Origin of the sequence: Pseudomonas putida (assembly GCF_028682475.1) — a bacterium.
In the GTDB taxonomy this organism is placed as follows: domain Bacteria; phylum Pseudomonadota; class Gammaproteobacteria; order Pseudomonadales; family Pseudomonadaceae; genus Aquipseudomonas; species Aquipseudomonas putida_AG.
On the sequence record NZ_JANHLE010000014.1, the window covers coordinates 48,470 to 67,239 of the forward strand.

Annotated in this window: 21 protein-coding genes and 1 pseudogene; 8 read left to right on the top strand and 14 right to left on the bottom strand. The window is 59.4% G+C overall.

The window, feature by feature from the left end:
* The first annotated feature begins 162 nt into the window (after positions 1–162).
* Complete coding sequence (gene ybaK, locus NPS47_RS13685; RefSeq protein WP_191830896.1) at positions 163–633, top strand: Cys-tRNA(Pro) deacylase; 471 nt, start codon at positions 163–165, stop codon at positions 631–633.
* A gap of 93 nt (positions 634–726) precedes the next feature.
* A complete protein-coding gene (locus NPS47_RS13690) occupies positions 727–1,506 on the top strand; it encodes a PhzF family phenazine biosynthesis protein (protein ID WP_274295443.1) in 780 nt (259 codons plus the stop codon).
* A gap of 79 nt (positions 1,507–1,585) precedes the next feature.
* Here the strand turns inward: NPS47_RS13690 and NPS47_RS13695 are convergent, their stop codons facing one another.
* Together NPS47_RS13695 and argF are read right to left on the bottom strand one after the other, a co-directional pair.
* Positions 1,586–2,695 (bottom strand): ABC transporter ATP-binding protein, encoded by a 1,110-nt coding sequence (locus tag NPS47_RS13695; RefSeq protein WP_274295444.1) that lies wholly within the window; start codon positions 2,693–2,695, stop codon positions 1,586–1,588.
* The gene (argF, locus tag NPS47_RS13700) at positions 2,692–3,612 is read right to left on the bottom strand and encodes an ornithine carbamoyltransferase (protein WP_274295445.1); all 921 of its coding nucleotides are present in this window, start codon (positions 3,610–3,612) and stop codon (positions 2,692–2,694) included. The genes NPS47_RS13695 and argF overlap by 4 nt, the downstream gene beginning before the upstream one ends.
* 366 nt (positions 3,613–3,978) lie before the next feature.
* Between argF and NPS47_RS13705 the strand changes: the two genes are divergently transcribed.
* Positions 3,979–6,087 carry a molybdopterin oxidoreductase family protein gene (locus NPS47_RS13705; RefSeq protein ID WP_274295446.1) on the top strand — a complete coding sequence of 703 codons (2,109 nt, stop codon included), beginning with the start codon at positions 3,979–3,981 and terminating at the stop codon, positions 6,085–6,087.
* Positions 6,088–6,179: 92 nt separating this feature from the next.
* Positions 6,180–6,515, top strand: coding sequence for a Grx4 family monothiol glutaredoxin (gene grxD, locus NPS47_RS13710; protein ID WP_028943477.1), 336 nt, complete (start codon positions 6,180–6,182; stop codon positions 6,513–6,515).
* A gap of 67 nt (positions 6,516–6,582) precedes the next feature.
* On the opposite strand, the gene bfr is transcribed toward grxD, so the two are convergent.
* Positions 6,583–7,053 carry a bacterioferritin gene (gene bfr, locus NPS47_RS13715; RefSeq protein WP_157191402.1) on the bottom strand — a complete coding sequence of 157 codons (471 nt, stop codon included), beginning with the start codon at positions 7,051–7,053 and terminating at the stop codon, positions 6,583–6,585.
* A gap of 199 nt (positions 7,054–7,252) precedes the next feature.
* Positions 7,253–7,471: a bacterioferritin-associated ferredoxin gene (locus tag NPS47_RS13720; protein WP_115085622.1), complete on the bottom strand. Its 219-nt coding sequence runs from the start codon at positions 7,469–7,471 to the stop codon at positions 7,253–7,255.
* A gap of 232 nt (positions 7,472–7,703) precedes the next feature.
* On the opposite strand from NPS47_RS13720, the gene NPS47_RS13725 reads away from it, so the two are divergent.
* The gene (locus tag NPS47_RS13725) at positions 7,704–8,306 is read left to right on the top strand and encodes a peroxiredoxin (protein WP_038607775.1); all 603 of its coding nucleotides are present in this window, start codon (positions 7,704–7,706) and stop codon (positions 8,304–8,306) included.
* 59 nt (positions 8,307–8,365) lie between these two features.
* Here NPS47_RS13725 and rnt read toward each other — a convergent pair whose 3' ends face one another.
* Together rnt and pyrC are read right to left on the bottom strand one after the other, a co-directional pair.
* Entirely contained in the window at positions 8,366–9,034 is a 669-nt protein-coding gene (gene rnt / locus NPS47_RS13730) for a ribonuclease T (RefSeq protein ID WP_274295447.1), read from the bottom strand.
* Positions 9,031–10,077: a dihydroorotase gene (gene pyrC, locus NPS47_RS13735; protein WP_274295448.1), complete on the bottom strand. Its 1,047-nt coding sequence runs from the start codon at positions 10,075–10,077 to the stop codon at positions 9,031–9,033. Before pyrC ends, rnt begins: the two co-directional genes overlap by 4 nt.
* A 130-nt stretch (positions 10,078–10,207) precedes the next feature.
* On the opposite strand from pyrC, the gene NPS47_RS13740 reads away from it, so the two are divergent.
* Both NPS47_RS13740 and NPS47_RS13745 read left to right on the top strand, forming a co-directional pair.
* Positions 10,208–11,161: a flagellar protein MotY gene (locus NPS47_RS13740; protein ID WP_274295449.1), complete on the top strand. Its 954-nt coding sequence runs from the start codon at positions 10,208–10,210 to the stop codon at positions 11,159–11,161.
* A gap of 129 nt (positions 11,162–11,290) precedes the next feature.
* Positions 11,291–12,508, top strand: coding sequence for an argininosuccinate synthase (locus NPS47_RS13745; RefSeq protein ID WP_045185748.1), 1,218 nt, complete (start codon positions 11,291–11,293; stop codon positions 12,506–12,508).
* A gap of 44 nt (positions 12,509–12,552) precedes the next feature.
* Here the strand turns inward: NPS47_RS13745 and NPS47_RS25755 are convergent, their stop codons facing one another.
* Complete coding sequence (locus tag NPS47_RS25755) at positions 12,553–13,107, bottom strand: hypothetical protein (protein WP_425313513.1); 555 nt, start codon at positions 13,105–13,107, stop codon at positions 12,553–12,555.
* A 430-nt stretch (positions 13,108–13,537) separates the two neighbouring features.
* On the opposite strand from NPS47_RS25755, the gene NPS47_RS13755 reads away from it, so the two are divergent.
* Positions 13,538–14,164 carry a response regulator transcription factor gene (locus NPS47_RS13755; RefSeq protein ID WP_274295450.1) on the top strand — a complete coding sequence of 209 codons (627 nt, stop codon included), beginning with the start codon at positions 13,538–13,540 and terminating at the stop codon, positions 14,162–14,164.
* Between the two features lie 95 nt (positions 14,165–14,259).
* Here the strand turns inward: NPS47_RS13755 and NPS47_RS13760 are convergent, their stop codons facing one another.
* From NPS47_RS13760 to NPS47_RS13790, 7 genes and pseudogenes are all read right to left on the bottom strand, one after another.
* Entirely contained in the window at positions 14,260–14,436 is a 177-nt protein-coding gene (locus NPS47_RS13760; protein WP_038607792.1) for a PA3496 family putative envelope integrity protein, read from the bottom strand.
* 105 nt (positions 14,437–14,541) lie between these two features.
* A complete protein-coding gene (gene nth, locus NPS47_RS13765) occupies positions 14,542–15,180 on the bottom strand; it encodes an endonuclease III (RefSeq protein WP_274295451.1) in 639 nt (212 codons plus the stop codon).
* Between the two features lie 4 nt (positions 15,181–15,184).
* Positions 15,185–15,709, bottom strand: coding sequence for an Rnf-Nqr domain containing protein (locus NPS47_RS13770; RefSeq protein WP_274295452.1), 525 nt, complete (start codon positions 15,707–15,709; stop codon positions 15,185–15,187).
* Positions 15,702–16,319: an RnfABCDGE type electron transport complex subunit G gene (locus NPS47_RS13775; RefSeq protein ID WP_274295453.1), complete on the bottom strand. Its 618-nt coding sequence runs from the start codon at positions 16,317–16,319 to the stop codon at positions 15,702–15,704. Before NPS47_RS13775 ends, NPS47_RS13770 begins: the two co-directional genes overlap by 8 nt.
* Complete coding sequence (locus tag NPS47_RS13780) at positions 16,316–17,302, bottom strand: RnfABCDGE type electron transport complex subunit D (protein WP_274295454.1); 987 nt, start codon at positions 17,300–17,302, stop codon at positions 16,316–16,318. Before NPS47_RS13780 ends, NPS47_RS13775 begins: the two co-directional genes overlap by 4 nt.
* Positions 17,298–18,143, bottom strand: a pseudogene (gene rsxB, locus NPS47_RS13785) (electron transport complex subunit RsxB); the annotation flags it as partial. The pseudogene rsxB and the gene NPS47_RS13780, both read right to left, overlap by 5 nt.
* Positions 18,140–18,721: an Rnf-Nqr domain containing protein gene (locus NPS47_RS13790; protein WP_274295455.1), complete on the bottom strand. Its 582-nt coding sequence runs from the start codon at positions 18,719–18,721 to the stop codon at positions 18,140–18,142. The gene NPS47_RS13790 and the pseudogene rsxB, both read right to left, overlap by 4 nt.
* Between the last annotated feature and the right edge of the window lie 49 nt (positions 18,722–18,770).

An 18,770-nucleotide genomic window follows, 5' to 3' on the forward strand; every position in this document is an offset into this window, starting at 1 on the left:
AAAGTGAACTGGTGTTCACAAACTGACTATTGGCAACGTGCTGATGCTGAATCGTTCCGGCGCCTGATTGGCTGGTTGAGGGTGAGGGTTAGTGGTTCGAGGAGGTCGTTTTGTCCTAAAGTAACCGGCGAAATGCTATTCACTTTCTGTTTGGAGTCCCGCATGACCCCCGCCCTGGATCTGCTGAAAAAGCTTCGCGCCGAACATCACATTCATAGTTATGAACATGATCCCAAAGCGGCGTCCTACGGGCTTGAAGCTGCGGAGAAGCTTAATCTTGAGCCGGTGCGGGTATTCAAGACCTTGCTCGCCAGCAGTGAAAAGGGTGAGTTGCTGGTGGCGGTGGTCCCGGTGATCGGTAGTCTCGATCTGAAGGGCCTTGCCCACGCGGCCGGGGTGAAGAAGTGCGAAATGGCCGATCCGGCAGCCGCCCAGCGTTCCACCGGCTACCTGTTGGGCGGGATCAGTCCGCTGGGCCAGAAGAAGCGCTTGCGCACTTTTATTGATCAGTCAGCACAATCTTTTGAAACGATTTTCGTCAGTGCCGGACGGCGTGGGTTGGAAGTCGAGCTGGCGGCGGCAGTGCTGGCTGAGCACACGCAGGCCACATTCGCCGCCATCGCCCGCGACTGACAACTGTATGCTGAAAATCCGCCGACTCTGTCTCTGTTAGCCACTGTCTGGTTACGGGCATGCTCACTGCCCCAGAACAGAGAGAGTCGCCGCATGCAGCTGGAATTTCATCAGGTCGACGCCTTCAGTGAGCGTCCCTTTGCCGGCAATCCGGCCATGGTCTACCGCCTCGACGATTGGCTCAGCGATGAGCTGATGCAGCAAATTGCCGCTGAGCACAACCTTGCCGAAACCGCCTTTGTGGTGGCCGATGGTCCGCAGTGGCAGATTCGCTGGTTCACCCCTACTACTGAAGTTCCCTTGTGTGGTCATGCGACTCTGGCCAGCGCCCATGTGCTGCTGGAGGTCTACAAAGTGGCTAGCGAGCGCCTGCTGTTCCAGAGCCAGTCCGGGCCCTTGAGCGTGAGTCGTGAACACGGGCGGTTGCTGCTGGACTTTCCACGCATCGATCCGCAACCGGTAAGTCAGCCATTGCTGGTTGCAGAAGCTTTAGGCTGTCCGGTGCTGGAGGTGCTGCAGACCAAGGAACTGTTGGTGGTGCTGGAGTCTGAGCGGGCGGTACGCGACTGCACACCGGACATGGCCGCAGTGGCGCAATTGCCTGGGTTGGGCGTGATCGTCACGGCGCGTGGCGAGAAGCATGACTTTGTCTCGCGTTACTTTGCTCCGGGGATTGGCATCCCTGAAGATCCGGTAACCGGTTCGACCCACTGCTGTCTGATCCCTTATTGGGCTGAGCGTCTGGGTAAGACTGAGCTGCACGCCTTTCAGTGTTCCAGCCGCGGCGGGGAGCTGTTTTGTCGGCTGGAGGGGGAGCGGGTGAAAATCGGGGGTTATGCCCGGCGAGTAGCTAGCGGTACGTTGAGCCTGTAAAAAGCATCGCGGGGCAAGCCCGCTCCCACCGGGGTTGCGATGGACCGGTGGGAGCGGGCTTGCCCCGCGATTGCGGATATCAGACCGCCGAGCTATAGCGTCGGACACCGTTCTCCGGAACCGGCAACTGCGCCGCCACACTACCCGGTACGGCAAACAGCACCAGGTGGTCTGCGGCCACTTCGACACCCACCTCGGCCCCGACCTGATGATCGATATGGCTGGGGAAAATCGCTTCAAGCTGGCTACCGGTGGGCAGTTGCAGGCGATAGAGGGTCGAGGCGCCGAGGAAACTCTTGCCGGTGATCAGCGCCCTGAGGGCACTGTGCGGCGCATGAATGATGTCGTCGGGACGCAACAGCACATCAACCGCAGAGCCAGGGGTAAATGCATAGGCACGGTTGCCATGCAGCTCGCCCAGTTCGGTTTGCACCGACTCCGGGCTGGTCAGCTGGCCACGAATGAAGTAGCCCTGGCCAATGAAGCTGGCGACGAAGGGCGTCAGCGGTTCGTGATAGAGGTTGTATGGGGTGTCCCATTGCTCCAGACGACCTTCCTTGAACACGCCAACGTGATCGCTGACGGCAAAGGCTTCTTCCTGGTCGTGGGTGACCAGAATGGCACTGGTGCCACGGCTCTTGAGAATGTCGCGGACCTCATGGCTGAGGCGCCGGCGCAATTCCACGTCGAGGTTGGAGAAAGGTTCGTCAAGCAACAGTAGCTGTGGCTCGGGGGCCAATGCGCGGGCCAGGGCCACACGCTGTTGCTGGCCGCCGGAAAGCTCGTGCGGGTAGCGTTTGCCGAGCCCGCCCAGTTTGACCAGTTCGAGCATTTCCGCCACGACCTGTTGCTGCTGCGGGTGTTTGCCGATGCCGAATGCGATGTTCTCGGCGACCGTCAGGTGCGGGAACAGTGCATAGTCCTGGAACACCATGCCGATCCTGCGTTTCTCCGGTGCCAGGGTGAAGCCGGCTTTGGAGATCACCTCGCCCGCCAGCTGGATCTCACCCTCATGCACCGGCTCGAAGCCGGCGATGGCGCGCAAGGTGGTGGTCTTGCCGCACCCCGACGAACCCAGCAGGCAACCGATGTCGCCAGCATTGAGGTGCAGGTTGAGGTTCTGGACGATGCGTTGCTCGCCATAGCCGCAGGCGAGGTTGCGCAGGTTAAGCAGTAAAGGTTGACTCATGCGTGGTGATAGGCCGGTTCAACAAGAAATTCGAGAAGCGCCTTCTGTGCATGCAGACGGTTTTCAGCCTGATCCCAGGCGACCGAACGTGGGTCGTCGAGCAGGTCGAGACTGATCTCCTCGCCACGGTGGGCGGGCAGGCAGTGCATGAACAGGGCATCGGGTGCTGCCAGGTCGAGCAGTTCGCGGGTTACCTGGTAAGGCGCGAACAAGGCCAGACGCCGTGCAGTTTCCTCTTCCTGACCCATGGAAGTCCAGACATCGGTGCTCACCAGGTGCGCACTCTGCACGGCATCCTTGGGTTCACGGAAGATCTGCACGCGGTCACCGGCCTTGGCCAGAAACTCCGGGTTGGGCTCGTATTCGGCCGGGCAGGCGATGCGCAGCTGGAAGTCGAACTGGATCGCCGCTTCTATATAGCTGTTGCACATGTTGTTGCCGTCGCCGATCCAGGCCACGGTCTTGCCCTGGATCGCACCGCGATGCTCAAGGAAGGTTTGCATGTCGGCCAGCAACTGGCAGGGGTGCAGGTCGTCCGATAGACCATTGATTACCGGTACGCGGGAATTGGCCGCGAACTCGGTCAGGGTGCTATGGGCAAAGGTACGGATCATCACTGCGTCGAGCATGCGTGACATAACGATGGCGCAGTCGCCGATCGGCTCGCCACGGCCCAGTTGGGTGTCGCGCGGGGACAGGAAGATGGCCTGGCCGCCGAGCTGGATCATGCCGGCTTCGAACGACAGCCGGGTACGGGTCGAGGATTTCTCGAAGATCATCCCCAGCACGCGGTTTTTCAGGGGTTCGAACAGTACGCCGCGGTTACGCAGGTCCTTCAGCTCGATACCTCGACGGATCACACTGAGCAGTTCGTCGGGTGTGAAATCCATCAGGGAGAGAAAGTGCCTAGCGCTCATGTTTGACTACCTTTTTGCAACAGACCGCAGATCAACAGTGCCGGTTTTCAGCAACAACGGAAGTGACCTGCGGCGAAAGCCGCACGGGGCGACGAAATAAGGGAAGACGCAATACTATAATTAAATGTCGCGTCATACCAAGTGGGGCGTTCACTGTCTGTAGTGCTGGCAGTGTCGTAACCCCTTGGCGGGCCGTTTTTTTTGTTTGCTACACAAGGGTTTTACACTGCCCGCTGAGGCCTTGGCAAACACCCGCGCGAATCGCTGTGCCTGATGCCGCGAGATTCACACGGCGAAACTCGCTGGCCGTGACCCACGTTCAGGCCCATAGTCAGGCGGATTAGCAGACACCCGCAAGAGGTGGCCATGAACAAGACCTTGCATCACCGTGCCTGTCACCTGTGTGAAGCCATCTGTGGCTTGACCATTGAAACCACTCAGGAGCCTGGTGCAGAGCCACGCATCACTTCAATCAAGGGTGATCTCCAGGACAGCTTCAGCCGCGGCCACATCTGCCCCAAAGCCGTGGCCCTGCAAGACATTCAGAATGACCCTGACCGGCTGCGCGCGCCGCACAAGCGGATAGGCGACAGCTGGCACGCGATCGGCTGGGACGAAGCCTTCGCGCTGGCCGCGCAAAAGCTCTGGGCCGTCCAGCAGGCCCATGGGCAGAACGCCGTGGCGGTCTATCAAGGCAACCCCAGCGTGCACAACTACGGCTTGATGACTCACAGCAATTACTTCCTCGGTCTGCTCAAGACCCGCAATCGGTTTTCCGCCACCTCGGTCGACCAGTTGCCGCATCACCTGACAAGCTACCTGATGTATGGTCATGGCCTGTTGTTGCCGATTCCGGATATCGACCATACCGATTTCATGCTGATCCTCGGCGCCAACCCCTTGGCGTCCAATGGCAGCATCATGACCGTGCCGGATGTCGAAAAGCGCCTCAAGGCGATTCAGGCCCGGGGTGGCAAAGTCGTGGTGATCGATCCGCGGCGCAGTGAAACCGCGGCCATGGCTGACCAGCATGTGTTTATCCGGCCTGGCGCAGATGCTGCGCTGTTGTGCGCCATGCTCAACACCTTGTTTGCCGAAGGCCTGGAGCGCGCGTCGGCATTGCCGGTCGATGGCCTGGACGAAGTGCGGGTGGCCATAGCGCCGTTCACTGCCGAGTCGATGGCGCCCCTGTGCGGCGTCGATGCGCGGGTCATCCGGCAATTGGCGCGTGATTTTGCAGCTGCCGATAAAGCCGTGTGCTACGGCCGTATGGGCGTTTCAACCCAGGCGTTCGGCACGCTTTGTCATTGGCTGGTGCAATTGATCAACCTGGTCAGCGGTAACCTTGACCGGGTTGGCGGCGCCTTGTGTACGCAGCCGGCGGTGGATCTGGTTGCGAGCACTGCAGGCGGGCATTTCAACGCGTGGCAGAGCCGGGTCTCAGGCTTGCCGGAATACGGCGGTGAGCTGCCGGTGGTGGCCCTGGCCGAAGAGATGCTGTGCGCAGGGGAAGGGCAGGTGCGCGCCCTGGTGACCGTGGCCGGCAACCCGGTGTTGTCCACGCCCAACGGCCGCCAGCTGGAGCGTGCGTTGGACGGACTTGAGTTCATGCTCAGCATCGATCTCTACATCAATGAAACCACGCGCTACGCCGACCTGATCCTGCCGTCCACCTCGGCGCTGGAGAACGATCACTACGACACCACCTTCAACCTGTTGGCGGTGCGCAATGTCAGCCGCTTCAACCGGGCGATACTGCCCAAACCGGAAGGCGCGCTGCACGACTGGGAAATCTTCGTGGGCCTGGCCAAGGCCTATGCCGCGCTCAGCGACAAGCCGTTGAAGCCCACTGTGCCTCCGGCGCAGATGATCGACAGTGGCTTGCGCTTCGGACCTTATGGCGAGCATTCGTCCTTCAATCTATCGATAGAGACCTTGGCTCAGCACCCTCACGGCATTGACCTGGGGCCGCTGCAACCGAACCTTGCTGGCCGCCTGAAAACCGCCAACCAGCGCATCCAGGCGGCGCCTGCGCAGATTCTCGGCGATTTGCAGCGATTTGCCGCCCAGCAGCCGGCCGAGCCTGGGCAGTTGCTGTTGATCGGTCGCCGACATGTGCGCAGCAACAATTCCTGGATGCACAATTATCATCGTCTGGTGAAGGGTAAACCGCGTCATCAACTGTTGATGCACCCGGATGACCTGGCAGGGCGGCAGTTGCAGGATGGGCAGCGGGTCAGGGTCAGTTCGCGGGTCGGCAGCATTGAGGTCGAGGTGCAGGCCTGCAGCGATCTGATGCCCGGGGTGGTCAGCCTGCCTCATGGCTTTGGTCATGCCCGTGCGGGCGTGCGCATGGACATTGCCTGCAGTCAGCCTGGCGCCAGTGCCAATGACCTGACTGACGAACGTCACGTGGATACGGTCTCAGGCAATGCAGCGCTCAATGGCGTGCCGGTGCAGGTGGTTGCCGCCTGATATCGGCAAGGCCGAGCGTCAAGCTCGGCTTTCCGATACAATGCGTCACCGTGCCGACAACCAGGTCGGAAAGTTCAGCCGCGAGGTGCTTCATGGATATCATTGAAACAATCAAAGAGCAGATTGCCAACAACACCATTCTGCTTTACATGAAAGGCTCGCCGAATGCCCCGCAGTGCGGTTTTTCGGCCAAGGCGGCGCAAGCCGTGATGGGTTGTGGCGAGAAATTCGCTTACGTGGATATCCTGCAGAACCCGGAAATCCGCGCCAACCTGCCAAAATATGCCAACTGGCCGACCTTCCCACAGCTGTGGGTTGCCGGTGAGCTGGTTGGCGGCTCCGACATCATGGCTGAAATGTTTGCCAACGGCGAACTGCAGACCCTGATCAAGGAAGCCGCAGCCAAGGCTGAGGCGGCCAAGGCCTGATTACAGGTTTGGTCAACAAAAAGCCCCGCATTGCGGGGCTTTTTCATTTGCAGCGGACTAGGCGAAGTTACTCGCCCATCTGCGACTGCAGGTAGTTTTCCAGACCGACTTTGTCGATCAGGCTCAGCTGGGTTTCCAGCCAGTCAATGTGCTCTTCCTCGGACTCGAGGATGTCTTCAAGCAGTTCGCGGCTGCCGAAGTCGCCAACGGTTTCACAGTGGGCGATAGCGGCCTTGAGGTCGGCCAGACCTTTCTGCTCGATTTTCAGGTCGCATTCGAGCATTTCTTTGGTGTGTTCACCAATCAGCAACTTGCCCAGGTCCTGGACGTTAGGGATGCCTTCGAGAAACAGAATACGCTTGATCAGTTTGTCAGCGTGCTTCATCTCATCGATGGATTCCTTGTACTCGTGCTTGCCGAGCTTATCCAGACCCCAGTCTTCATACATGCGCGCATGCAGGAAGTATTGGTTGATTGCGACCAGCTCGTTTCCGAGGATCTTGTTGAGATGCTGGATGACGCTAACGTCGCCTTTCATGATGGGGTCCTGCCCTATAAGTGTGCCTATAAGCAAGAGTTTGAGCCCCACAACTTCGACTGTCAAACCTAAGTTATTGAATAATAAATGAAAATTAATCGGAATAAGAATGTTTGTGTTCCGCGTTCGAACCCTAACTTATTGAATTACGGACATAAAAAAACCGGACACGAGGTCCGGTTTTTGGAATCAGCTGTTTTTACGCTGCGGTAAATTCCACAGGGTAGGGCAAGGCGGCCTGACTGACCTGCAGTTCGGTCAAGGTTTCACGCACAACCTGCTTGGCCAGGCAGGCACATTTGCCACACTGGCTCGCCACGTTGGTGGCGGTTCTGACTTCCTTGTAGCTGCAGCATCCTTCATAGATCGCATCGCGGATCTGTCCGTCGGTTACACCAACACAAAGACACACATACATAGGGCAGACCATCGCTGGTAAAGGCTCAATGCGAAGAAGCTTAATGTTAATGAGAATGCTTGTCAAAGTACAATCTTCAGGACTTTGCGCCAGGGCGACCAGCGGCAGCTATCGAATGTGAACGGCCTGAAATTCGGCGAGCAGCGTCAGGCGGTGTATCATGGCCGACCTTTGCGCTGTCAGGTGGTTTATGCCAGCCTGCACAGCTGTTTCAACCATCAGGAGATATCGAATGAGCGTACTCGTTGGCAAAACTGCCCCGGACTTCACTGTTCCAGCCGTACTGGGCAATGGCGAAATCGTCGACAGCTTCAACCTGGCTTCGGCCATCAAAGGCAAGTACGGCCTGGTGTTCTTCTACCCGCTGGACTTCACCTTCGTCTGCCCGTCCGAGCTGATCGCTCTGGATCACCGCATGGCCGAGTTCCGTGACCGTAACGTTGAAGTGATCGCAGTGTCGATCGACTCGCACTTCACCCACAACGCCTGGCGCAACACCCCGATCAATGCCGGTGGCATCGGTCAGGTGCAGTACATCATGGCTGCTGACATGAAGCACGAAATCGCCAAGGCCTACGACGTTGAGTCCGAAGGCGGCGTTGCTTTCCGTGGCGCGTTCCTGATCGACGACAAAGGCGTTGTCCGTTCGCAGATCGTCAACGACCTGCCACTGGGCCGCAACATGGACGAGCTGCTGCGTCTGGTTGATGCCCTGCAATTCCACGAAGAGCACGGCGAAGTCTGCCCTGCCAACTGGAAAAAAGGCGACAAGGGCATGACCGCTTCGCCTGAAGGCGTTGCTGCTTACCTGAGCGAGAACGCTGGCAAGCTGTAATAGCGAGCGATAAAAAAACCGGCCTTGATGGCCGGTTTTTTTGTGGGTTGAGCAAGGCTTCAGTCGTTGAAGTCCTGCCAGCCGCCCATCTCCTTCCAGCGGTTGACGATGCCGCAGAACAGCTCGGCCGTCTTCTCGGTGTCGTAGCGGGCCGAGTGGGCCTCGCGACCGTCGAAATCGATGTCGGCACTCTGGCAGGCGCGAGCCAGTACGGTCTGACCATAGGCAAGACCGGCCAGGGTCGCGGTGTCGAAGCTGGAGAACGGATGAAACGGGTTGCGCTTCATGTCGTGGCGCGCCACGGCCGCGTTGAGGAAGCCCAGGTCGAAGCTGCTGTTATGACCAACCAGGATCGCCCGCTTGCAGCCATTGGCCTTGAGCGCCTTGCGCACGCCACGGAAGATATCGGTCAGCGCCGACTCTTCGCTGACAGCCATGCGCAGTGGGTGATCCAGCTTGATCCCGGTGAACTCCAGGGCAGCCTGTTCGATGTTGGCGCCTTCGAACGGTTCGACCCGGAAGAAGTAGGTGTGCTCCGGGAACAGGAAGCCTTTTTCATCCATGCCGATGGTCACTGCGGCAATTTCCAGCAGGGCATCAGTGGCGCTGTTGAAGCCGCCGGTTTCGACATCCACTACAACCGGCAGGTAACCACGAAAACGTTCCGCCATCGGGTGGCGTGGGCCACCGCTTGGACCGTCCTGGTCGTCGTACAGATCTTCACTCACGCAGTTTCCTCCAGCAGGCGCCAGCGCAGTTGCTCACCGGCGCGCAGCGGGATAACGGTCTGCTCGCCGAACGGCAAGCTGCTTGGGGCAGTCCAGCTTTCGCGAACCAGGGTAATGGTCTCGGTGTTGCGCGCCAGGCCATAGAAGTCAGGGCCGTGCTTGCTGGCAAAACCTTCGAGCTTGTCCAGCGCGTTGCGTTGCTCGAACGCTTCGGCGTACATCTCGATGGCGGCATAAGCGGTGTAGCAACCGGCGCAACCACAAGCCGCTTCCTTGGCGTGACGGGCGTGGGGGGCCGAGTCGGTGCCGAGGAAAAATTTGCTGCTGCCGCTGGTGGCGGCGTCGAGCAAGGCCACCTGGTGGGTGTTGCGCTTGAGGATCGGCAGGCAATAGAAGTGCGGACGAATACCGCCAACCAGCATGTGGTTGCGGTTGTACAGCAAGTGCTGGGCGGTGATGGTCGCGCCGACGTTGGCCGGGGCCTCGTTGACGAACTGCACGGCATCGCTGGTGGTGATGTGTTCGAACACCACCTTCAGGGTCGGGAAGCGCTCGACGACACGGCGCAGGTGTTCGTCGATGAACAGCTTCTCGCGGTCGAACACGTCGATTTCGCTGCGTGTCACTTCACCATGTACCAGCAATGGCATGCCGACTTCGGCCATGGCTTCGAGTACCGGAAAAATCTTGTCGACACTGGTGACGCCGGAATCGGAGTTGGTCGTGGCGCCAGCCGGGTAAAGCTTGGCTGCATGCACGAAGCCAGTGGCCTTGGCTGCGCGGATTTCCTCAGGCTGAGTACGATCAGTGAGGTACAGCACCATCAGCGGCTCGAAGCGGCTCGCGGCCGGACGCGCGGCGAGGATGCGCTCGCGATAGGCGCCAGCTTCGGCGGCATTGCGCACAGGCGGTACCAGGTTGGGCATGATGATTGCGCGGGCAAAGGTGCGCGCAACGTCGCCAACAGTGTGGGGCAGGACGGCACCATCACGAAGATGGATGTGCCAGTCATCGGGACGCAGGAGGGTCAGGCGGTCGGACATTGGGGATTCCAGGCGGGTCGAACTCAAGGTGAATGCTACCGGAAAAGCCGGGTGCGAGCACTCGCTATCAAGTTTTGCCATGCCTGACCGATAGCCTGCGGGTATACCGTGAAAATCTGTGGAGCCGCCCGTGCGCCAGCGTTATCTAGCCCTGCTCAGTGTGTTTGCCTGCCTGCCAGCGACAGCACTTACCTTCCAGACCCGTCTGGAGAATATCGAGTGGAAGGTCGAAGGCGATCAGTTCGAATGCCGCCTGGTCCAGCCGGTTGCCGATTTCGGCAGCGGTGAATTCGTGCGCCGTGCCGGTGAACAGGCGACGTTTCAGTTGCGTTCGAGCAGCAATGTCCTGGGTACAGGTTCTGCCACCTTGCTGGCCGCTGCCGCGCCGTGGCAGCCAGGCCGTGGCGATATCAACCTGGGGTCGGTGCGCATGGCCCGTAGCGGCGTGCTGTTTACCAGCTCCCAGGGGCAGGCCAGCCGTCTGATCAATGGTCTGCTCGACGGCCGCAGTACCGTGGTGCGCAACTATGCCGGCGAAGCCGGGCGATCAATGGAAGTGCGCCTGCTGCCGGTAAAATTCAGCAAGGCTTACAGCGATTACCAGGTTTGCGCCGCCAAGTTGCTGCCGATGAACTACGACCAGGTCCGCCAGGGGCGAGTCGGTTTCCCTGGGGGTGGTATTGAACTGGACGCCAATGCCAAGGCGCGTCTGGATGTGATCCTGGAATTTCTCAAGGCCGATCCTACGGTCAACCGCATCGAGCTTGATGGTCACTCCGACAACAGTGGCAATCGCCTGACCAATCGTGATCTGTCCCGGCGCCGGGCCCTGGCGGTGATGGAGTACTTGAAGGCACACGGTATTCCTGAAAATCAGATCAGCGTGCGCTTCCATGGTGAGCGCTACCCGCTGGCCGCTAACAACTCCGCAGCCAATCGCGCGCGCAATCGCCGGGTGAACATTCAGCTCGATCGGGTGACGCCGGTGGCGGCGCCCGAAGAGAAAGCAGCGGGCAATACCCCAGAACCAACACCGCAATCGGCCGTGCAAACGGATGCAAGCAAGCCCTCGGTCAAGTCCTGAGCTGCGACCGTCCGTCGCGCTCTCGACAGTTCCTGTCGCTTTGTCGTCACAAGCTGTCGCCCCACTGTAATTTTCGCGGCAAGGCCGGTAGAATCAACGGCTTTCCGTACAACCCCGTGGAGTGATGGCATGGCGGACGTAAAAAAGGTCGTACTGGCGTATTCCGGCGGCCTTGATACTTCGGTGATTCTCAAGTGGCTGCAGGATACCTACAACTGTGAAGTGGTGACTTTCACCGCCGACCTGGGGCAGGGCGAAGAGGTCGAACCGGCCCGCGCCAAGGCTCAGGCCATGGGCGTGAAAGAAATCTACATCGATGACCTGCGCGAAGAGTTCGTGCGCGACTTCGTATTCCCGATGTTCCGCGCCAACACCGTTTACGAAGGCGAGTACCTGCTGGGTACTTCCATCGCTCGTCCGCTGATCGCCAAGCGCCTGATCGAAATCGCCAATGAAACCGGCGCCGACGCCATCTCCCATGGCGCTACCGGCAAGGGCAACGACCAGGTGCGTTTCGAGCTGGGCGCCTATGCACTCAAGCCGGGCGTCAAGGTTATCGCGCCATGGCGTGAGTGGGACCTGCTGTCCCGCGAGAAACTCATGGACTATGCCGAGAAGCACGGTATTCCGATCGAGCGTCACGGCAAGAAAAAGTCGCCTTATTCGATGGACGCCAACCTGCTGCACATCTCCTATGAAGGCGGTGTGCTGGAGGATACCTGGACCGAACACGAAGAAGACATGTGGAAGTGGACCAAGTCGCCGGAAACCGCGCCGGACGTTCCTACCTACCTGGAACTGACCTACCGCAACGGTGACATCGTCGCCCTGGACGGCGTTGAAATGTCGCCGGCCACCGTATTGGCCACCCTCAACCGCATTGGCGGCGAGAACGGCATTGGTCGTCTGGACATCGTCGAGAACCGCTATGTCGGCATGAAGTCCCGTGGTTGCTACGAGACTCCAGGCGGCACCATCATGCTGCGCGCCCACCGTGCAATCGAATCGATCACCCTGGATCGTGAAGTCGCTCACCTGAAAGACGAGCTGATGGTCAAGTACGCCAGCCTGATCTACACCGGCTACTGGTGGAGCCCGGAGCGTCTGATGCTGCAACAGATGATCGACGCCTCCCAGGTCAATGTGAACGGTGTCGTGCGCCTGAAGCTGTACAAGGGCAACGTCATCGTCACCGGTCGCAAGTCCGATGACTCGCTGTTCGACGCCAACATCGCGACCTTCGAAGAAGATGGCGGTGCGTACAACCAGGCCGACGCAGCGGGCTTCATCAAGCTCAACGCCCTGCGTATGCGCATTGCGGCAAACAAGGGTCGTTCGCTGATCTGAGCGGCGCCCTGAATAAAAACCCCGGCCTGGTCCGGGGTTTTTTTTTAGCGGTTGATCGACTGGGTTGCCAGGGTGGTCTGGATGCCTGTCTCCAGGTTGATCAGCGTCCAGGTGTTGCACAGTGGCTGGGTCTGGTCCAATGCCAGCATGGCAAAGTGTTCGAGCAATTGGCTCGCACCTGTTCCGCTCAGGGTAATGGTCACGGTTGCTTGTGCAATCTGTGGCGGATTACCGCGCGCATGGGCGGTGCCATTGTCCGCCTCAACGTGGATAGCCTCATTGCCGAAGGGTAATTCGGCAGGTACCTGTATTGCGTCGCTAATCATTGTTTGCGCCGCAGTGGATAGTTGAGCTGAAGTAGAAATAGCGCAGGCGTCAGTAGAGTCCTGTACCGGCAGTGAATACAAAGATTTGTAGTTGAAGTTGAGTGTAAGGAAGAACAAGACTGTCAGAAAAAACGGAAAGCCTACCAGAAACCATGTGTAGGTAGTCTGGCTGTCCTCACTTAGAAAAGGCAATGAGGCCAGTGCCGAGGCTTCGATAATTCCGGCGAATATAGCAATGATGGTCAATGGGCTTTTCGGCTCTGCGTTGCTCATCGCCGTGTCCTCACGTTCGCTATCACCCAGTCGAGTGGCTATTAGTCTGGATAGCACGCAGGAGTGGCACTGGGCGGGATTTCTGAACGGGGAACCTGTTACCTGTCATGTTTTATCGAAATTTATCGGTGTCGGTAAATATATATCAGGATTATAGGACTTTTCCTTCAAGTATTAAGGTCCTGCCGGTTGGGCTGTTTGTGTGCTCTGGTGCTACTTTTAGTTTAAGAGGTTAACGCTGTTTCGTTCGAAGGCACTGGTAGAAGTGTGAGAATGGGCAGGTTAAGGTCTTTTGTAGGACCAATCCTCTATGTGTGTAGGCTTTATCTTAGTGTGCTTTTGCTTGCGGGTGCCGCAATACACTATGTCGCGTAACTGGGCTATTGTGCGGACTCAAAAAAAATCGAACAGCGAACAATTGGATCTGCCCATGAATAAAGTGCTGATCGTGGATGATCACCCGGTCATCCGCCTGGCTGTACGTATGCTGATGGAGCGGCATGGCTATGAAGTCATCGCAGAGACGGACAATGGCGTGGACGCGTTACAACTGGCACGAGAGCATGATCCGGATATCGTCATTCTGGACATCGGCATCCCCAAGCTCGATGGCCTTGAAGTTATTGCCCGGCTTACGACCACCTGTCCGGTTGCCAAGGTGCTGGTGCTGACCTCCCAGGCACCCGGGCACTTTTCGATGCGTTGCATGCAGGCAGGTGCCGCTGGCTATGTGTGCAAGCAGCAGGATCTCACGGAACTGCTCAGTGCAATCAAGGCTGTGCTGTCCGGCTACAGTTACTTCCCCAATCAAGCACTGCATTCGGTGCGTAGCAACCTGGGCGGGGCCAGCGAGGCCGACATGGTCGAGCGTCTGTCGGGGCGGGAGATGATGGTCCTGCAGCAACTGGCGCGCGGCAGGACCAACAAGGAAATTGCCGACGGTATGTTTCTGAGCAACAAGACCGTCAGTACTTACAAGACCCGACTGCTACTCAAGCTCAACGCCCGGTCATTGGTTGATTTGATCGAACTGGCCCAGCGCAACGGCCTGGCTTGATATCACCAGAAGCAACAAAGCCTCCACTCGGGAGGCTTTGATGGTGACGCCGGTGCTCTGCAGCCAAGGGCTACCTGGCTTGCGCAGTCGAGGCGTCAGAGGTCGAAGTCGTAATCGGCCAGTTGTTTCTGCAGGCGACGTTCTTCCAGCAGGTTATCGATGGTACGGCGCTTGCTCAAGTTGGTCTTTGCCACTTCAGCCGGAACATCTTCCTCTGCATCCTCAGTGGCGATGTCGTCATCAACAACCAGGTCTTCTTTATCGGTGCTCATAAGTCACTCCAAGCCAAGAGGGCCATTGGCGCACCTTATAGCGAGAATTTTCGAGCCGGTACAAAAGATTTTTTCAATCGGTCTGGCGCAGTTTTCACTATCTGCTCAATCGTCTGAGGTTTTCTGCTTGTATTCGCACAGGTCTTCGATCCGGCAACTTCCACAACGGGGTTTACGCGCCAGGCACACATAGCGCCCGTGCAGGATCAGCCAGTGGTGGGCATCGAGCAGGTAAGCCTTGGGCACGAACTTCATCAATGCCTTCTCAACTTCAAGCACGGTCTTGCCCGGAGCAATCCCGGTGCGGTTGCTGACCCTGAAAATATGCGTGTCCACCGCCATTGCCAGCTGCCGGAATGCGGTGTTGAGGACCACGTTGGCGGTCTTGCGACCCACCCCAGGCAATGCTTCAAGCGCCTCGCGAGTTTCCGGTACCTGGCTGCCATGCTGTTCGATCAGCAAACGGCAGGTTTCGATCACGTTGCGCGCTTTACTGTTGTACAGGCCAATGGTCTTGATGTACTGCGACAGCCCCTCGACGCCAAGGGCATAGATGGCTTCGGGGGTATTGGCGACCGGGTACAACTTTGCAGTCGCCTTGTTCACGCTGACATCGGTGGCCTGGGCCGAAAGAATGACCGAAATCAGCAACTCGAAGGGGGAGGTGTAAGCCAGTTCTGTCTTGGGCTCGGGATTGTCTTCGTGCAGCCTGCGAAATATCTCCAGGCGTTTGGCGGCATTCATGGGGTCAACGCTTTCCTTGACGACGTGAGGGGGCTCGCCGCAGGCAAACCCGGTTGTACAGGGCCAGCAACAGGCCCAACAGAAAAAATGCCCCAGGCAGCAGGGCAGCCAGACGCAGTCCCGCCCATCCCGCCAACAACTCGCGGCAAAGCCCCAAGGCGATACACAGGGTGGCGAAGGCGCACAGCAGCTGGACGATGTCGCGCCAGCGCCGGTTTTCGCCTTGAGCGTACTCGAATACCACGCATTGTACGGCGATCAACGCCGGGTAGGGGCTCAACGCTTGATGCAGGGGCAGGGCCCAGGCGAGCAGACTCAACTCCAGGCAGGTGACCAGCGCTGCGGCCAGCAGCACACTGGCGAGCATTCTGCCGCGGGCCCCGAGCCAGCGGCGCAATGGACCCATTGCCAGGTGATGCAGGGCAATCAGCAAGACGCTGAAGGCAGCGATGGCGCACGCATTGAGCAGCGTCTGGGTCATACCCAGCAAAGGGGCCAGGCTCACGGCGGCCAGCCATTGTCTACTCATCACTGCCTGCCTCAAGTAGGCGCTGACGATGCTCGTCGAAGTAGCGCAGGGCGTCATGCACAGCATGGATCACGGCCCGCGAAGTCACCGTGGCGCCCGCCAGTTGATCGAACTGGCCGCTGTCACGCTTGAGAGCCCAGGCTGCATCAGGTGTTGTCTGGCGGCTGCTACCGTTGAAGCCCTGTAGCCAATGGTTGTCCGGTTCTACCAGCTTGGCCCCCAGGCCAGGTGTTTCCTGTTGGCGTAGAACCTTGCTGGCAATCAGGCGGCCGTGCGTGTCGATAGCGATCAGCAGCTCGATCTGGCCTGCGTAACCCTGGGCCTGACTGTGCAGCACCACCGCGCTGGGACGACCGGCAAGGGTGGCACGATAGCCTGCCAGCAGCCGGCTGTGGGCGAGGGTGGGGGCGTTTAATTCCAGGGGTGTCTGCAATGGCTGGTTGTCATAGCTCTTTTCTGGCAGGACACTGAGCCAGGTCTGCGCCTTGAGTTTCTGCTCGGCCAAGGCGATATCCCGGGCGCTGAAGTGCTGCCAGATCATGCTGCTGCCCAGACTCAACAAGGCTATGAGCAACAGCAGCATGGCGCTGCGGATCGACGAGCGGTTCATGACGACACCGCTTGACGACGTTCGGCCCAGCGCTCCAGGGCCGGTACACACAGGTTCATCAGTAACACGGCAAACGCGGTGCCATCGGGGTAGTTGCCCCATGTGCGGATCAGGTAGATCAACAAGCCCATGCCGATGCCAAACAGCAGGCGTGCCTGCGGTGATTTGGGGCCGGATACCGGTTCTGTGGCGATAAAGAAGGCTGCCAGCATGGTCGAGCCGCTGAACAAATGCAGGAGTGGTGAGCCGTTGGAGTCGGACCCTGAGCCGTTCCAGCACAGCAGGCTGATCACGAACAGGCTCGCCAGCAAGCCAACCGGGGCATGCCAGCTGAACACTTTGCGTTGCAACAGCAGCAAGCCGCCCAGCAGGAAGGCCAGGTTGACCGTTTCGCTGCCAGCACCGCCGAAATGACCAAAGCCTGGATGACTGGCGAACAACTCGTCGAGGGTCAGGCTGCGGTTGTTGCGCAGGCCATCCAGAACGGTGGCCTGGGCCCAGGCATCGGGTTGCTCATTGGCACTGAAGCCAAACACCTGCTGCAGGCTGCTCCCCAGATCCAGCAAGTGCGCGCCGGGCCACTGGGTCATCTGTAGTGGAAAGGCCAGCAAGACTACGGCATAGCCGAGCATGGCCGGGTTGAACGGGTTCTTGCCGACGCCGCCGTACAGTTGTTTGCCAAGGGCGATGGCACTGACCGTGGCGATAACCGGTACCCACCAGGGGGCGTAGGCCGGCAAGGCAGCGGCAAGCAGGGTTGCGCTGACCAGCGCACTGCCGTCATTGAGTGGAGGCCGGACCGGGCGTTGTTGCAGCTTGAGCAGCAACGCTTCGCTCGCCAGGGCTGAGCCTGCGCACAACAACAGATTGAACAGCATTCCCCAGCCATGCTGCCAGAGCAACGTCAGTACCCCGGGCAGGCACGCCAGCAGCACCAGCAACATGGTGCTGCGCAGGCGCTCGCTGTTGTCAGCGGCCGGCATGGGCGGTGGCCGGTTGCAAGGCCAGCAGTTGCGCCTGGGCCTGTTCGGCCTCTTGCTCCAGCTCGGCCAGCTGCGCCAGTTGAGCCGCGTTCGGTGTCTCGCCGAAGGCGCTTCTGGCTTTGTTCAGCTGTGCCCGGCTCATGGCGGCGGCAATCTTGGCTTTTTTCAGGGCGGCATCGGCTGCGGCGGCTTTCTGTGCCTTGACCCGTTCGATGGCCGCTTTGATCGGGTCATCGCTGGTTGCGGCTTGCTCCGGGGTGTTGCTGGGGGCGCTGCGTTGATTGCGGGCAGCACGTTCGGCTTGTTTGCGCGCCTCTTCGCGCTGCAGGCGGCTGTTGCGCAGTTCAAAGCGACGGCGGGCATGATTGCGTTTGGCGCTGCGGGCGGTCAGGGCCTCGGGGTCCTGGGCCATGCCGCCGACAATCGGGATGATCTTGCTGGTTGCGTTTAGGGGCAGCAGGTCGATGCAGTCAACCGGGCAGGGCGCCACGCACAGGTCGCAGCCCGTGCATTCAGCACTGATCACGGTGTGCATCAATTTGGCCGCACCGACAATGGCATCCACCGGGCAGGCCTGGATGCATTTGGTGCAGCCAATGCACTCGGCCTCGCGGATAAAGGCGACCTGGGGTGGTGCGCTGCCACGCTCAGGGTCCAGGGCGATGATCGGCACGTGCAGGAGATTGGCCAGGGCGGCAATGGTTTCGTCGCCGCCTGGTGGGCATTTATTGATCGCTTCGCCCTTGGCCAGGCCCTCTGCATAGGGCTTGCAGCCAGGGTGACCGCATTTGCCGCATTGGGTCTGCGGCAGCAGGGCGTCGATGCGTTGAATCAGACTCATGATGTAAATAATCCGTTGAAGCCGAGAAACGCCAAGGCCATCACCCCCGCGCCGATCAGCTCTGCAGGCAGGCCGCGAAAACTCTCGGGCATCGCCTCGTTGTCACTGCGTTGGCGCAGATCGGCGAACAGGCTCAATGCCAGCCAGAATCCCAGACCACCGCCCAGGCTCCAGGCCAGGGTTTGCAGTATGCCGTAGGCACCTTCAATGATCTGCAGGCTCAAGCCTAGCAGTGCCACATTGCCCAGCAGTAACGGCATCAGCCCGTCGAAGGGCAGGCTTGGCAATGCCCGGGACAAGACGCCGAGCAGCGGTTCGATCAGCAGTGCGCACAGGGGTAACAGGACGAACAGGCGTAGATAGTCAAGCTGCAAGGGGTGCAGAAGGTAGTGATACAGCAGCTGCCCCAGCGTAGCGGCCAGCACCAGTAACGCCAGCGTTGCCAGCCCCAGGGCGTGCAGGCGACGGCGGTCGTGGCCAGCCGAAGGCTGCAAGGCCGGGTCGATGGCCAGCCCTTGATGCAGGACCAGGTTGTTGACCAGCGCGGCGCTGATCAGGGCCAGGATGAATTCGCTCATGGGGGTGCACATTGCCAGGGCTGTTCGCCATTATCCGGCAATGACGCGA

What these genes read in the sequence shown, in the direction of transcription:
- grxD (WP_028943477.1), top strand. Translation starts at nt 6,180, where the DNA reads ATGGATATCATTGAAACAATCAAAGAGCAGATTGCCAACAACACCATT.
- NPS47_RS13725 (WP_038607775.1), top strand. Translation starts at nt 7,704, where the DNA reads ATGAGCGTACTCGTTGGCAAAACTGCCCCGGACTTCACTGTTCCAGCC.
- NPS47_RS13755 (WP_274295450.1), top strand. Translation starts at nt 13,538, where the DNA reads ATGAATAAAGTGCTGATCGTGGATGATCACCCGGTCATCCGCCTGGCT.
- NPS47_RS13705 (WP_274295446.1), top strand. Translation starts at nt 3,979, where the DNA reads ATGAACAAGACCTTGCATCACCGTGCCTGTCACCTGTGTGAAGCCATC.
- NPS47_RS13720 (WP_115085622.1), bottom strand. Translation starts at nt 7,471, where the DNA reads ATGTATGTGTGTCTTTGTGTTGGTGTAACCGACGGACAGATCCGCGAT.
- NPS47_RS13770 (WP_274295452.1), bottom strand. Translation starts at nt 15,709, where the DNA reads ATGAGTAGACAATGGCTGGCCGCCGTGAGCCTGGCCCCTTTGCTGGGT.
- NPS47_RS13760 (WP_038607792.1), bottom strand. Translation starts at nt 14,436, where the DNA reads ATGAGCACCGATAAAGAAGACCTGGTTGTTGATGACGACATCGCCACT.
- NPS47_RS13695 (WP_274295444.1), bottom strand. Translation starts at nt 2,695, where the DNA reads ATGAGTCAACCTTTACTGCTTAACCTGCGCAACCTCGCCTGCGGCTAT.
- argF (WP_274295445.1), bottom strand. Translation starts at nt 3,612, where the DNA reads ATGAGCGCTAGGCACTTTCTCTCCCTGATGGATTTCACACCCGACGAA.
- pyrC (WP_274295448.1), bottom strand. Translation starts at nt 10,077, where the DNA reads ATGTCCGACCGCCTGACCCTCCTGCGTCCCGATGACTGGCACATCCAT.
- NPS47_RS25755 (WP_425313513.1), bottom strand. Translation starts at nt 13,107, where the DNA reads ATGAGCAACGCAGAGCCGAAAAGCCCATTGACCATCATTGCTATATTC.
- nth (WP_274295451.1), bottom strand. Translation starts at nt 15,180, where the DNA reads ATGAATGCCGCCAAACGCCTGGAGATATTTCGCAGGCTGCACGAAGAC.
- bfr (WP_157191402.1), bottom strand. Translation starts at nt 7,053, where the DNA reads ATGAAAGGCGACGTTAGCGTCATCCAGCATCTCAACAAGATCCTCGGA.
- NPS47_RS13745 (WP_045185748.1), top strand. Translation starts at nt 11,291, where the DNA reads ATGGCGGACGTAAAAAAGGTCGTACTGGCGTATTCCGGCGGCCTTGAT.
- NPS47_RS13690 (WP_274295443.1), top strand. Translation starts at nt 727, where the DNA reads ATGCAGCTGGAATTTCATCAGGTCGACGCCTTCAGTGAGCGTCCCTTT.
- NPS47_RS13780 (WP_274295454.1), bottom strand. Translation starts at nt 17,302, where the DNA reads ATGCCGGCCGCTGACAACAGCGAGCGCCTGCGCAGCACCATGTTGCTG.
- NPS47_RS13790 (WP_274295455.1), bottom strand. Translation starts at nt 18,721, where the DNA reads ATGAGCGAATTCATCCTGGCCCTGATCAGCGCCGCGCTGGTCAACAAC.
- ybaK (WP_191830896.1), top strand. Translation starts at nt 163, where the DNA reads ATGACCCCCGCCCTGGATCTGCTGAAAAAGCTTCGCGCCGAACATCAC.
- NPS47_RS13775 (WP_274295453.1), bottom strand. Translation starts at nt 16,319, where the DNA reads ATGAACCGCTCGTCGATCCGCAGCGCCATGCTGCTGTTGCTCATAGCC.